Here is a 13,366-nt window from a genome sequence, read left to right on the forward strand (position 1 = left end):
CAGCGCGGACCCGCGGGTGCCCCGCCGGCGGCGGCCGGCAGGGCACCGGGACGGGGCGCCCGCGAGGGGGCGCCCCGTCGGCCGGGAAGGCGGGCGGGCGTCAGTGGTTGCTCGGGAAGCCCAAGTTGATGCCGCCGTCGGACGGGTCGGGCCAGCGGGTGGTGACGACCTTGCCGCGGGTGTAGAAGTGCACGCCGTCGTTGCCGTAGATGTGGTGGTCGCCGAAGAGCGAGTCCTTCCAGCCGCCGAAGGAGTGGTAGCCCACCGGCACCGGGATCGGCACGTTCACCCCGACCATGCCGGCCTCGACCTCCAGTTGGAAGCGGCGGGCCGCGCCGCCGTCCCGGGTGAAGATCGCGGTGCCGTTGCCCCACGGGGAGCTGTTCATCAGCTCGATGGCCTGCTCGTACGTCTCGACGCGGACGACCGAGAGCACCGGGCCGAAGATCTCGTCACGGTAGGCGTCCATCTCCGGCGTGACGTTGTCCAGCAGCGAGACGCCGATCCAGTGGCCGTCCTCGTGGCCCTCGACGGTGTAGCCGGTGCCGTCGAGGACGACGTCGGCGCCCTGCGCGGCGGCGCCGTTGACGTACGAGGCGACCTTGTCGCGGTGCGCCTTGGTGATCAACGGGCCCATCTCGGAGGCCGGGTCGTCGCCGGGGCCGATGCGCAGCCGGTCGGCGCGCTCCTTGATCTTGCCGATCAGCGGGTCGGCGGTGTCGCCGACGGCGACGACCACGGAGATCGCCATGCAGCGCTCGCCGGCCGAACCGTACGCGGCGTTGATCGCGGCGTCGGCGGCCAGTTCGAGGTCGGCGTCCGGGAGGACCAGCATGTGGTTCTTGGCGCCGCCCAGGGCCTGGACGCGCTTGCCGTTGGCGGTGCCGGTGGTGTGGATGTAGCGCGCGATGGGGGTGGAGCCCACGAAGGACACCGCGGCCACGTCCGGGTGCTCCAGCAGGGCGTCGACGGCCACCTTGTCGCCGTTGACGACGTTCAGCACGCCGTCGGGCAGGCCCGCCTCTGCGGCCAGCTCGGCCAGCTTGAACGCGGCGCTGGGGACCTTCTCGCTCGGCTTCAGCACGAAGGTGTTGCCGCAGGCGACGGCGAGCGGGAACATCCACATCGGCACCATGGCCGGGAAGTTGAACGGCGTGATACCGGCGACCACGCCCAGCGACTGGCGGATCGCGGCCACGTCCACCCGCGTCGACACCTGGGTGGACAGCTCGCCCTTGAGCTTCTCCGGGATGCCACAGGCCAGTTCGATGATCTCCAGGCCGCGGGCGACCTCGCCCAGCGCGTCGGAGTGCACCTTGCCGTGCTCGGCCGTGATCAGCCGGGCCAGCTCCTCACGGTGCGCGTCGACCAGCTCGCGGTACTTGAAGAGCACCGAGGTGCGCTTGGCCAACGAGCTGTCGCGCCAGGTGCGGTACGCCTCCTTGGCGGTGCGGACGGCGGCGTCCACCTCCTCGACGGAGGCGAAGGCGACCTGCTTCTCCTGGGCGCCGGTGGCCGGGTTGTAGACCGGCCCGAAGTTGCCGGAGACGCCCTCCACGGGCTTCCCGCCGATCCAGTGGTTGATGGTCTTCATGCGAGGGGCCTTTCCGTACGGTGCGGCAGAGCGGATGTCAGAGGTGGCGGCGGCGCGCGGCGGCACGCTCGTCGTACGCCTTGCGGGCGGCGACGGCCGCCGGACGCGTCGCGGTCTCGGCAACGGGTACATCCCACCAGGCCGCGGCGGGTGGCGCGCCCGGCACTGTGTCAGATGTTTCCGTCTCCACATAGACACATGTGGGTGTTTTTGCGCCACGGGCCTCGGCGAGGGCGGTGCGCAGCTCGGCGACCGTCGAGGCGCGCAACACCCGCATCCCCAGGGAGGCGGCGTTGGCGGCGAGATCCACGGGCAGCGGCTCGCCGGTGTACGTGCCGTCCGCGGCGCGGAAGCGGTAGTCGGTACCGAAGCGCTCGCCGCCGGTCTCCTGGGAGAGACCGCCGATGGACGCGTAGCCGTGGTTCTGGATGAGGACGAGGGTGATGTTGATGCCCTCCTGGACCGCGGTGACGATTTCGGTGGGGTTCATCAGGTATGTACCGTCACCGACGAGCGCCCACACCGGGCGGTCCGGAGCGGCCATCTTCACCCCGATCGCGGCCGGGATCTCATAGCCCATGCAGGAGTAGCCGTATTCGAGGTGGTACTGCCTGCGGGACCGGGCACGCCAGAGTTTGTGCAGGTCACCGGGGAGGGAACCGGCCGCGTTGAGAACGATGTCGGTCCCGTCGACGAGCCCGTCCAGCGCCCCGAGGACCTGGGTCTGCGACGGCCGCGCGGCGGGGTCGTCGGCCGCGTAGGCGGCGTCCACCCGCCGCTCCCACTCCGCCTTGGCCGCGGCGTACCCGGCCTCGTAGGCGGCATCGACCCGGTGGCCGGCGAGGGCCTCCCCGAGCGCCGCCAGCCCGGCGCGGGCGTCGGCGACCAGGGCCAGGGCGCCCAGCTTGTGGGAGTCGAAGGAGGCGATGTTGAGGTTGACGAAGCGGACGCCCGGCTCGGCGAAGAGGGTGGCGGAGGCGGTGGTGAAGTCGGTGTAGCGGGTGCCGACCCCGATGACCAGATCGGCCCGCCGGGCCAGCCCGTCGGCGGTCGCCGTGCCGGTGTGGCCGATCCCGCCGACGTCCGCCGGGTGGTCGAAGGCCAACGAGCCCTTGCCCGCCTGGGTGGACGCCACCGGGATGCCCGTCGCCTCGACGAACTCCCGCAGCGCCTCCTCCGCCTCGCTGTGGTGCACCCCGCCGCCCGCGACGATCAGCGGCCGGCGGGCCGCCCGCACGGCCCGCACCGCCTCCGCCAGCGCCTCGGCGTCCGGCGCCGGGCGGGGAACCCGCCACACCCGGTCGGCGAAGAACTCCTCCGGCCAGTCGTACGCCTCGGCCTGCACGTCCTGCGGCAGGGCGAGGGTGACGGCACCGGTCTCCACCGGATCGGCGAGCACCCGCATCGCCTGGAGGGCGGCCGGGATCAGCGCCTCGGGACGGGTGACCCGGTCGAAGTACCGGGAGACCGGACGCAGCGCGTCGTTCACCGACACATCGCCCGCGGTGGGGACTTCGAGCTGCTGGAGCACCGGATCGGCGGGCCGGGTGGCGAACACGTCACCGGGCAGCAGCAGCACCGGGAGGCGGTTGACGGTGGCGAGCGCGGCACCGGTGACGAGGTTGGTGGCGCCGGGCCCGACGGACGTCGTCACCGCCTGCGCCGACAGCCGGTCGCACTGCCGCGCGTACCCCACCGCCGCGTGCACCATGGCCTGCTCGTTCCGCCCCTGGAGGTACGGCAGCCTCGGCGGCCCGCCGGCCGCCTCCCCCAGGGGCGCGGCACTGCCGGACTCCAACAGCGCCTGCCCGATCCCGGCGACGTTGCCATGGCCGAAGATGCCCCAACAGGCCGCGATCAGCCGGTGCCGGCGACCGTCCCGCTCGGTGTACTGGTGCGCCAGGAACTCGACCAGGGCCTGGGCCACGGTCAGCCGGCGGGTGCGCGGAGCAGTCGGGTGCGCGGGGGTGTCGGTGAGGGGCGCGGCGGCGTGGTTCGACTGCTCCGTCGGGGAGTTGGTCGGATTCGTCGGGGGGTTGGTCGGCGCGGTCATCGCGGGTCTCCTGCCGGGGCCGGTGCTGCGTACAGAGGGAGTCGGGGGTCGACCGGCTGCTCCGGCCATGTCGTGCGGATCCAGCCGTGGTCGGGGTGGTCGCAGATCAACCACTCGCGCTCCTCGCCCGGACCCGCCATGACGTTGAGGTAGTACATGTCGTGCCCGGGGGCGGCGATCGACGGGCCGTGCCACCCGTCCGGGATCAACACCGCATCGCCCGTACGGACCTCGGCGAGGATCTCCGTACCGCGCCCGTGCCCGGACGGCGTCACCCGCTGGTAGCCCAGGCCGGCCGTCCCGTGGGCGGCCGCGATCTCGAAGTAGTAGATCTCCTCCAGCTCGGACTCCTCCCCGGGACGGCACTCGTCGTGCTTGTGCGGCGGATACGACGACCAGTTGCCCCCCGGGGTGAGCACCTCCACCGCGATCAGCCGGTCGCACGCGAACACCCCGGCCGCGCCGAAGTTGTTGACCTGCCGGGAACAGGCCCCGGTCCCGCGCAACTCCACGGGCACGTCGGACGCGGCGCCGTACCGGGCCGGCAGCCGACGCTCGCAACGCGCCCCGGTGAGCGCGAACCGCCCACCGGCCCCGCTTCCGATGTGGACCTGGGCGTCCCGCGGTACGTAGGCGAAGTCCGTCACACCACTGAACACGCCCTCCCGTCCGGCCAGTTCGAAGCTCACCCCCTCGGGCCCGTCCGTCCGGACCGTGCAGCCACCGGAGAGCGGCAACACGATCCACTCGCTGTCTCCGGTGGCGAAGGAGTGCTCACCGCCCGGCGGCAGTTCGAGGATCCGCAGCGAGGAGTACCCCCAACCGGCCTTCTCGGGCGAGACGTCGAGGACGTAGGGTCCGGCGGCGCCACGGCCGGCCGCGACGTGGAACCCGGCGGAGGGAGCGGCGGGGTGGGCGGGGGTGTCGGCGTTTCCGCGGGTCGCGGGGGTTGCTGTGGACTTGGGGGTCTCGGGGGTCTCGGGGATATCCGCAAACTCAGCACTCATGACTACAAGTCTCCTACTCACCACTGACAGTGACACTGACGGCGACGCGGCGGTGCCGCAACGCGGCTGCGGGCCGCGGGCCTAGAGCAGCCCCACGGCCGTGTCGACCGCGGCCGCCACATCGCCGTCCGCCGGGTAGAGCAACGAACGGCCGACGACGAGCCCGTGCACGGTCGGCAACCGGAGCGCCTTGCGCCACTTCTCATAGGCGGCTTCCTGATCCCGCACGGTCCCACCGACGTTGCCGCCGAGGAGCACGGTGGGCAGGGTGGAGGTCTCGCAGACCCGGGCCATCGCCTCGGGATCGTCGGTCACCGGCAGCTTCAACCAGGTGTACGCGGACGTGCCGCCGAGGCCGGAGGCGATGGCGACGGAACGGGTGACGGCCTCCGGACTGAGGTCGTTGCGGACCGCACCGTCGACCCGACGGGAGAGGAACGGCTCGACGAACGTGGGCAGTTCGCGTTCCGCCATCGCGTCGATGGCGCGGGCCGTGGCCTCCAGGGTGGTCAGCGAGCCGGGGTCGTCGTAATCGATGCGCAGCAGGAGCTTGCCCGCGTCGAAGCGGAGCCGGGCGATGTCCTGGGGACGGTGGCCGGTGAACCGGTCGTCCATCTCGAAGGAGGCGCCCGCGATGCCGCCCCGGTTCATGGAGCCCATGACGACCTTGCCTTCGAGGGCGCCGAGCAGCAGCAGGTCCTCCAGGATGTCGGCGGTGGCCAGCACCCCGTCGACGCCGGGCCGGGACAGCGCGAGGACCAGCCGCTCCAGGAGGTCGAGGCGGTTGGCCATGGCCAGTTGGCGGTCACCGACGGCGAGCGCGCCCCGGGCCGGATGGTCGGCGGCCACGATCATCAGCCGGCCGTTGTCGCCGAGCAGCGGGCGACGGGTACGGCGGGCGGCGGCCTCCGCGACGGCTTCGGGATGCCGGGCGCGTAGCGCCGGGAGGTCACTGATCCGAGGAGTCAAGGCTCAACTCACCTTCTTGAGGGCGGGGGTGGGGGTGAAACAGGGACGGAGGGGGGAGGGAGGAAGGGGGAAGGTCCATTCAGGAGCGCGGGGCGAGTCGACCTCCCTCCGCTCCGGGGCGTCGTAGGCCACTCGGCTCGTCACGAGTCGCTCCGAGTCGTCATGAGTCGCCGTGAGTCGCTGCGGGTCGCTGCGGGTCGCTGCGGGTCGCCATGAACCGCCATGAGTCGCTGCGGGTCGCCATGCGCCACTTCGAATCGTCACGAGTCGCCGCGAACCGCTCTGCCGCGTCGCCAAGAGCCGGAGTGCCACGAGGTCGCGCTCACCTCCCCGCCAGGAACTCCTCGACCTCCGCGGCCGTCGGCATCGCGGACGAGCACGCCAACCGGGAGGCCACGATCGCCCCGGCGGCATTGGCGTAGCGCATCATCGGCTCCAACTCCCAGCCGGCCAACAGCCCGTGGCACAGCGCCCCGCCGAACGAGTCCCCGGCGCCGAGCCCGTTGACGACCTCGACGGGGGTGGGCGGCACCTCGGCACTCCGCCCGTCCCGGTGGACGGCGAGCACCCCCTTGGGGCCCTGCTTGATGACGGCCAGTTCCACGCCCTTGGCCAACAGCGCCTCGGCGCACGCCTTCGGGTCCCTGAGGCCGGTGGCGACCTCGGCCTCGTCGACGTTGCCGACGGCGACGGTGGCGTGCCGCAGTGCCGCCTCGTAGTACGGCCGGGCGGCGGCCATGGCCACGGCACCGGACTCCCCGCCGTCCCCGGAGGCGCCGCCCTCCCCGCCCCAGAACATCGGCCGCCAGTCCAGGTCGAAGACCGTGGTACCGCCGCCCCTCTGGGCACGCGCCTCCAGCGCGGCCAGTGTGGCGCCGCGGCTCGGCTCCTCGCACAGTCCGGTACCGGTGATCCAGAAGATCCGGGCCGCGGAGACCGCCTCCAGGTCCAACTCCTCGGGGTGGATGACCAGGTCGGGGGCCTTGGGGCGGCGGTAGAAGTAGAGCGGGAAGTCGTCCGGCGGGAAGATCTCGCAGAAGGTCACGGGGGTGGGGAGGCCCTCCACCGGCGTCACCCAACGGTCGTCGACGCCGAAGTCCCGCAGCGCCTGGTGGACGTACTCCCCGAACGGGTCGCGCCCGGTACGGCTGATGACGGCGCTACGGCGCCCCAACCGGGCGACGGCCACCGCCACGTTGGTGGCGGACCCGCCGAGGAACTTCCCGAACGTCTCCACCTGGGCGAGCGACACCCCGGTCTGCAACGGGTAGATGTCCACCCCGATGCGCCCCATGGTGATCAGGTCGTGCGGCTCGGTCATAGACACCCCTTCGGGTCGCCCGGTGCGACGACGGAGCCCCCTTGCCCAGGTGTCCAAGCCCTCAAGAGCACAACTCACGCCCTCAAGAGCGCGATCGAGGGCCCGGGGAGGCCGGCACAGCATCGGGTCGAGTCGGTCGATCGGAACCGACTCTCCCCGCCGGTTCCAGCTCCGACCAAAGGTCTAACCGCCACCCCCAAACCCTGTCAACACTTTGTCCTTACATTATGACGTCAACCACTCCCCTCCAGCCTCGACTCCACCCCACAACGCCCCAGCCCCCTCGCACCCCGAAAACCCCATCCCACGCCCCGCCACCTCACCCCCCATGCCTCCCTCCCCTTCACTCCTCCCCCTCGCCCCTCTCCTGTCGCACCACACCCCCACATCTCACGCCCCCACGCCCCGAACTCCGTTCGCCCAGACGGCTCCAGACACCTTGCACCGCAACACACCCGCACCACCACCAGGCGCGCACCCCATCACCCCCTCCCCTCCCACCCTCACTCTCAAAGTCCTTAAGTCCTTATGTCAGGACGAAGTCTTGACACTCCCCAGGCCGACAGAGAGGCTGTGCCCCACAACCCACCTCAGCGCCTCCCGGTCACCGCCGACCGGCGAGAGGAGAGCCGCAGCATGTCCGTACCCCCTGCCGCCTCGTCCGTTCTGGACCGCCTCCGCATCGGTTCCGCCCCCGACTCCTGGGGCGTCTGGTTCCCCGACGACGAGCAGCAAGTCCCCTGGCAGCGCTTCCTGGACGAGGTCGCCGAGGCCGGCTACGAGTGGATCGAGCTCGGCCCGTACGGCTACCTGCCCACCGACCCCGCCGTCCTGCGCGAGGAGACCGGCCGGCGCGCCCTCACCGTCTCGGCCGGCACCATCTTCACGTCGATGCACCACGGCCCGTCCACCTGGGACAAGACCTGGGCCCACGTCTCCGAAGTCGCCTCGCTCACCCAGGCGATGGGCGCGAAGCACCTCGTCGTCATCCCCTCCTTCTGGCGGGACGACAAGACCGCCGAGATGATCGAGCCCGCAGAGCTGACCGTCGAGCAGTGGAAGCACCTGACCACCGGCACGGAACGGCTGGCGAAGCGGGTGCGCGACGAGTTCGGCCTGGACATCGTGGTCCACCCGCACGCCGACACCCACATCGACACCGAGGAGCACGTCGAGCGCTTCCTCGACGCCACCGACTCCGACCTGGTCAACCTCTGCCTGGACACCGGCCACTACGCCTACTGCGGCGGCGACAGCGTCAAGTTGATCCGCACCTACGGCGAGCGGATCGGGTACCTCCACCTCAAGCAGGTGGACCCGGAAATCCTCAGCGACGTCGTCGCCAAGGGCACGCCGTTCGGCCCGGCCGTGCAGCAGGGCGTGATGTGCGAGCCGCCGCTCGGCATCCCGGCGCTGCCGCCCGTCCTGGAAGCCGCCCAGGAGTTGGGCGTCGACCTCTTCGCCATCGTCGAGCAGGACATGTACCCGTGCCCGCCCGACCAGCCGCTCCCGATCGCCCAGCGGACGCGCCGCTTCCTGCGGTCCTGCGGAGCCTGAGCACTGAGCTCGGCCTCATGCGCCCCGCCCTCTCAACTCCCCTGGATGCGCACCCCCTCCCGAGTGTGAGCGTGTTGCGTGCCACGCGCTGAGCCTGATGCCCGGTGCGTGCTTGCGCTTGCCTCGTGCCGCCTCCTCATACCCCGGCAACGATTACGGAGCGTGATTTGTTCCTGCGGTTTGCGTTACCGGCGCGGCGTTCTGCCCGTGCGTGCGCTGACGAGGCGTTCTGCCCATGCGGAGGCCGCTTGGAACGCGGAGTCGCTCGGAACATCGAGTCGGGGACGCGGCCCGAACACGGAGTCCGGGGCATGCCCCGGAGCCAGGAAGACGGATACGGACGGGCCGGATCGGCCGAATGGGCCGGAGCCAGAGATACGGCGCGATGGAGATGCGCGGGCGAGATCTAGCGGCGCGGTAGATGAAGGAGAACAACGAAGTGGAAGACGGGATGGGTGAGATGGGTTCGCAGGGTTCGCGTGGGTCGTTGGGCGTGGCGGTCATTGGGACCGGGCGGATGGGGGCCGACCACGTGCGTCGCATCAACGATGTGATCAGTGGGGCCAGGGTTGCGGCAGTGGCGGATATCGACGCCGATCGGGCCGCGCGGTTGGCCGAGGGCATCGACGGGGCCACCGCGTACAGCGATCCGGCCGCGGCCATGGACGACCCCGGCGTCGACGCCGTACTGATCGCCTCGCCGGGTCCGGCCCACGAGGCGACGCTGCTCGACGCCTTCGCCCGCGACCTCCCGGTGCTGTGCGAGAAGCCGCTGACCCCGGACGCCGCCTCCGCCCTGCGGGTCCTGGAAGCCGAGCAGAAGCTGGGCCACCGGCGCGTGCAGGTCGGCTTCATGCGCCGCTACGACGCCGGGTACCGCACCCTCAAGTCCCTTCTGGACAAGGGCACGTACGGCCGCCCGCTGATGTTGCACAACAAGCACCGCAACGCCGACACCCCGCCGGGTTTCACCAACGCGATGATGATCAACGACTCGGTGGTGCACGAGATCGATGTGACCCGCTGGCTGCTGGACGAGGAGATCACGGCCGTCCGCGTGCTGCGACCGGCGCCCACCGGCAACGCGCCGGAGCGGCTCAGCGACCCGCAGCTCATCCTCTTCGAGACGGCCGGCGGCCAGGTCGTGGACACCGAGTTGTTCGTCAACTGCGGTTTCGGCTACCAGGTCACCTGCGAGGCGGTCTGCGAGAACGGCACCGCACGGATCGGCGACGACCACGGCGTCTTCGTCAACACCGCGGGCCAGTGGGGCGGCACCATCACCCCCGGCTTCGTGGAGCGCTTCGAGGACGCGTACGACCGGCAGGTGCAGCGTTGGGTGGACGCCACCCGGCGCGGCGAGGTCGAGGGCCCCAGTTGTTGGGACGGGTACGCGGCGGCCGCGGTATGCGAGGCGGGAGTCCTGGCACAGGCCACCGGGGACCGGGTCGTCGTCGAATTGATCGAGCGGCCGGATCTCTATCGGTGAGCGGAAGAGCCGACGAGCCGGCGCAAGCGAGGTGCCCGCATAGTCAACACCTCTAGCTGAACCGTTCCGGTGGCTGGCGACGGACGTTGTCCGTCCAGCCCCGGACCGTGATCCGTTTCTCGGATCCGTTTCTCGGGTCTATATCTCGGGTCTATTTTTCGAGGGCTGCTTTCAGACCCGTTCCTCAGGTCTGCTCCCCCTCTCCCCTCGGCGCTGCTTGTTGCGGCACCGGCTACCGCGCCTGGTCGATACCCGTTGCGGCACGGCAACCAGCCGGTCTACGCCGCCAGTTACGTGAGCCACCTCAGTCACGTCACCTCGGCGCGCAGCGCTCAATCGCGCCGGCGCCCGTCGTTCCAGCGGCCTGACGACCTAACGTCGTGGCGACCGGCCCCTCGCCGATCCGACGCTTCGTCGATCCGGTATGCGTCGACGGGTAATTCGCCGGTCGCTATTCATCCCACTCGACTCGGCGTTTCTTCCGCCTTCTTGCACTCCAACGGGAAACCAGGCCAACCACCGAAAGGCCACATCATGCGTACTGCGCACGCTCCACGCCCGCCCTACGGGGCATTGTTTTCACTTACGACGCTCACCGCGACGTTGTCGGCGCATGACGTTCCAGCGAACGGGAGCTGAGAATGGCGGCGCCCAGTAGTCAGCCCGCGCCCACCGCCGGGCCCAACTCTGCTCCGAACTCCCCCACTTCCCCCGCCTCCCCCTCTTCGCGCGGCGGTACGGCCCCCTCCCGCAATGCCCGGCGGTTCATCGTGGCCATCGCCGCGATCGCTGCGCTCGGCGGTGCCCTGTTCGGATACGACACCGGGGTGGTGTCCGGCGCGCTCCCCTTTATGGAGCAGCACTTCGGCCTCACGTCCTTCGGTGAGGGCGTCATCACGAGCGCGCTCCTGATAGGCGCGGCGTTCGGCTCGTTGGCCGGCGGCCGGATGTCCGACGCGCTGGGGCGGCGCAACTCCCTGTTGTGGGCCGGCGCGGTGTTCATCGGCGGGGCGGTGGCGGTCGCGTTGGCGCCGACCGTGGCGTTCATGACGGTCGCGCGCTTCGTGTTGGGCCTGGCCGTGGGCAGCGCCTCCGTCATCACCCCGCTCTATCTCTCCGAGATCGCGCCCGCGCACATCCGCGGCCGACTGGTCTCGTTCAACTCCCTGATGATCGTCAGCGGCCAGTTGCTGGCATATCTCGTCAATGCCGTGCTGGCCCATTGGGAGGCGTGGCGCTGGATGTTGGGACTGGCCGCGCTGCCTGCTGTGGCGCTGTTCCTCGGCGTCCTCTTCCTGCCCGACACGCCGCGCTGGTACATCAGCCGGGGGCGGCGGGACGAGGCTGCCGCGGTGCTGCGCCGTACGCTGCCCGCCGACGACGTCCCGGACGAGCTCCACCGCATCGAGCAGGCCCGCAACCTGGAGTCCGACGCACAGCGCGGGGCCTGGCAGGAGCTGCAACTCCCCTGGGTGCGGCGGTTGCTGCTGGTCGGCATCGGGCTCGCGATCGTCCAACAGATCACCGGGGTCAACGCGGTCATCTACTTCGCCCCCAAGATCCTTGCGACGACCGGCCTGGGTACCAACGCCGCGATCACCGCCACCATCGCGGTCGGCGCCGTCTCCGTCGTCGCCACGGCGATCGGCATGTCCTTGATCGACCGGGTGGGTCGACGCCCGATGCTCCTCTGGGGGCTCTCCGGGATGACGGTGTCACTGGCCCTCCTGGGGGCGGCGTTCCACCTGCCGCACTCGACCGCCGTCAGCTACCTGGTCCTCGCGCTGATGGTCCTCTACATGGGCTTCATGCAGGCAACGCTCAATACGGGCGTGTGGCTCCTGCTCGCCGAGATGTTCCCGCTGAAGGTCCGTGGACTCGCCATGGGCGCGGCGGTGTTCGTGATGTGGCTGGTCAACTTCGGGGTCGCGCTGTGCTTCCCGATGTTGCTCGACGCGGTGGGCGCCGCGGTCACGTTCTGGCTGTTCAGCGCGATGTGCGTGCTGTCGCTGGTCTTCTGCAAGCGGTACGCGCCGGAGACGAAGGGGCTGGCGCTGGAGGACCTGGAACACGAACTGCGCCGCTCCGCCGAGGGAGCCGCCCCGTCAACGGCCGTGGCCGATACGGCAGCCACGCGTACGGGCACGGACACGGGTACCGGCACTGTCACGGACGCGGCCTCCACCACAGGCGGTCATGCAGTCGGTGGCACCGTCGGTGGCACGGCCGGCGATACGACCGGTGAAACAACCGGCAACACGGCCGGAAGCGGAGGCCGCGGCCGTACCGGCGGGAACTGAGGCGAGGGAGAGGAGAGCGAGAGGGGGAGGAGGGCAAAGGCAAAGGGCAGGCGGCGCGGCGGACGCGGTGGCCAGCACATTCCCCGTACCAGCGCATCGGGTGTATCCCAGGGTTTCGAAGCGTCCGGGGCATCCAACGGGGGAAGCAATGGATTCCGTGAAAGCCACAAGAACGGGCCTCGGGGCATCCATCGCGGGACTGCTGCTGGCCGCGGGGCTGCTCGCCGGCCCGGCGTCCGCCGCCACACCACCGCCGGCCGCCGAGCGGACCGGGCAGGACGGCGCCCCCCGTCGACCCGCCACCCTCGTCGCCTGCGCCTTCGCCAACGGGGACGCACTCACCGTCTACGGTCAACGCGGCGCCCGCGTCAAGCAGGTGCAGTGCCTCCTGGCCAACCGCCGCTACCTGGCCTGGAAGGACGTGACCGGCCGCTTCGACGCGAAGACCGTAAGCGCCGTGCGACAGTTCCAGTCCAAGCACCACCTCCCCGCCGACGGCAAGGTCGACAAGAAGACCTGGCGCGCGCTGTATTCGTGATCTCCGCCCTCCGCCGGCCTGCACCCGCCACACCCAAGAACAGGCGCGTCTCAACCCAGGCGCATCTGCAGGGGACATCTCGCTCATGGCGGACGGTACCTGACCGCGAATCATTCGCTATGTAGGCGTCTGTCCCATCTCTGTCACGACTGTCGCCCCTCCGTCACGGCTGTCACCGTGGGGCAGGTCTTTCGTCACGGCCCCTCAACAGGCCCACGCTGACGGTCACTCACCGTCGTTGTCCGGGCACAGGGTGAGTGATCACCACGCCGTACGCAGCCCTCGCCGGCTCGCCGGTCGACCCTGCGGGGGCGCCAAGGAGGTGCGCAGAGATGACTGACCGAAGGCTCTGGTCGTACAAGGAAATCGCCGCCCATATCCAGGTGCAGACGGACACCGTGCGGTCTTACCGCAAGCACGGCCTGCTACCGGAGCCCGACGTGGTGGAGGGCGGCAAACCGTACTGGTACGCCGACACCGTCAGAGCCTGGGTGGCGCAACGCCCGGGCCATCGCGGACGCTAGGCGGCGCATCAGCC

10 protein-coding genes are annotated in these 13,366 nt (G+C 70.6%); 5 read left to right on the forward strand and 5 right to left on the reverse strand.

From position 1 onward, the window contains the following. Positions 1-100: 100 nt before the first annotated feature. The 5 genes from ACIQU6_RS17930 to iolC all read right to left on the reverse strand — a co-directional run bounded on the left by ACIQU6_RS17930 (position 101) and on the right by iolC (position 6,944). Positions 101-1,594: a CoA-acylating methylmalonate-semialdehyde dehydrogenase gene (locus ACIQU6_RS17930; protein ID WP_403482580.1), complete on the reverse strand. Its 1,494-nt coding sequence runs from the start codon at positions 1,592-1,594 to the stop codon at positions 101-103. A 37-nt stretch (positions 1,595-1,631) separates the two neighbouring features. After that, positions 1,632-3,647 carry a 3D-(3,5/4)-trihydroxycyclohexane-1,2-dione acylhydrolase (decyclizing) gene (gene iolD / locus ACIQU6_RS17935; protein WP_403482581.1) on the reverse strand — a complete coding sequence of 672 codons (2,016 nt, stop codon included), beginning with the start codon at positions 3,645-3,647 and terminating at the stop codon, positions 1,632-1,634. Then, positions 3,644-4,654 (reverse strand): 5-deoxy-glucuronate isomerase, encoded by a 1,011-nt coding sequence (iolB, locus tag ACIQU6_RS17940; RefSeq protein WP_403482582.1) that lies wholly within the window; start codon positions 4,652-4,654, stop codon positions 3,644-3,646. Before iolB ends, iolD begins: the two co-directional genes overlap by 4 nt. 81 nt (positions 4,655-4,735) lie before the next feature. Further along, positions 4,736-5,623 (reverse strand): deoxyribose-phosphate aldolase, encoded by an 888-nt coding sequence (locus ACIQU6_RS17945; protein ID WP_403482583.1) that lies wholly within the window; start codon positions 5,621-5,623, stop codon positions 4,736-4,738. 322 nt (positions 5,624-5,945) lie between these two features. After that, positions 5,946-6,944, reverse strand: a complete 999-nt coding sequence (gene iolC, locus ACIQU6_RS17950; RefSeq protein WP_403482584.1) for a 5-dehydro-2-deoxygluconokinase — start codon at positions 6,942-6,944, stop codon at positions 5,946-5,948. Between the two features lie 636 nt (positions 6,945-7,580). Here iolC and ACIQU6_RS17955 point away from each other — a divergent pair. From ACIQU6_RS17955 to ACIQU6_RS17975, 5 genes are all read left to right on the forward strand, one after another. Continuing rightward, positions 7,581-8,501: a sugar phosphate isomerase/epimerase family protein gene (locus ACIQU6_RS17955; RefSeq protein WP_403482585.1), complete on the forward strand. Its 921-nt coding sequence runs from the start codon at positions 7,581-7,583 to the stop codon at positions 8,499-8,501. A gap of 460 nt (positions 8,502-8,961) precedes the next feature. Further along, the gene (locus ACIQU6_RS17960; protein WP_403482652.1) at positions 8,962-9,990 is read left to right on the forward strand and encodes a Gfo/Idh/MocA family protein; all 1,029 of its coding nucleotides are present in this window, start codon (positions 8,962-8,964) and stop codon (positions 9,988-9,990) included. A gap of 770 nt (positions 9,991-10,760) precedes the next feature. Further along, positions 10,761-12,290 (forward strand): sugar porter family MFS transporter, encoded by a 1,530-nt coding sequence (locus ACIQU6_RS17965; RefSeq protein ID WP_403482586.1) that lies wholly within the window; start codon positions 10,761-10,763, stop codon positions 12,288-12,290. Between the two features lie 148 nt (positions 12,291-12,438). Next, positions 12,439-12,828 carry a peptidoglycan-binding protein gene (locus ACIQU6_RS17970; protein WP_403482587.1) on the forward strand — a complete coding sequence of 130 codons (390 nt, stop codon included), beginning with the start codon at positions 12,439-12,441 and terminating at the stop codon, positions 12,826-12,828. A gap of 332 nt (positions 12,829-13,160) precedes the next feature. After that, positions 13,161-13,352 carry a helix-turn-helix transcriptional regulator gene (locus ACIQU6_RS17975; RefSeq protein WP_403482588.1) on the forward strand — a complete coding sequence of 64 codons (192 nt, stop codon included), beginning with the start codon at positions 13,161-13,163 and terminating at the stop codon, positions 13,350-13,352. Positions 13,353-13,366 lie beyond the last annotated feature (14 nt).

The organism is Streptomyces sp. NPDC090442 (assembly GCF_044769405.1).
Lineage (GTDB): Bacteria > Actinomycetota > Actinomycetes > Streptomycetales > Streptomycetaceae > Streptomyces.

Bases quoted from the DNA above. Each gene is read 5' to 3' on its own strand.
- ACIQU6_RS17930 (WP_403482580.1), bottom strand. From the start codon at position 1,594: ATGAAGACCATCAACCACTGGATCGGCGGGAAGCCCGTGGAGGGCGTC.
- iolD (WP_403482581.1), bottom strand. From the start codon at position 3,647: ATGACCGCGCCGACCAACCCCCCGACGAATCCGACCAACTCCCCGACG.
- iolB (WP_403482582.1), bottom strand. From the start codon at position 4,654: ATGAGTGCTGAGTTTGCGGATATCCCCGAGACCCCCGAGACCCCCAAG.
- iolC (WP_403482584.1), bottom strand. From the start codon at position 6,944: ATGACCGAGCCGCACGACCTGATCACCATGGGGCGCATCGGGGTGGAC.
- ACIQU6_RS17955 (WP_403482585.1), top strand. From the start codon at position 7,581: ATGTCCGTACCCCCTGCCGCCTCGTCCGTTCTGGACCGCCTCCGCATC.
- ACIQU6_RS17960 (WP_403482652.1), top strand. From the start codon at position 8,962: ATGGGTTCGCAGGGTTCGCGTGGGTCGTTGGGCGTGGCGGTCATTGGG.
- ACIQU6_RS17970 (WP_403482587.1), top strand. From the start codon at position 12,439: ATGGATTCCGTGAAAGCCACAAGAACGGGCCTCGGGGCATCCATCGCG.
- ACIQU6_RS17975 (WP_403482588.1), top strand. From the start codon at position 13,161: ATGACTGACCGAAGGCTCTGGTCGTACAAGGAAATCGCCGCCCATATC.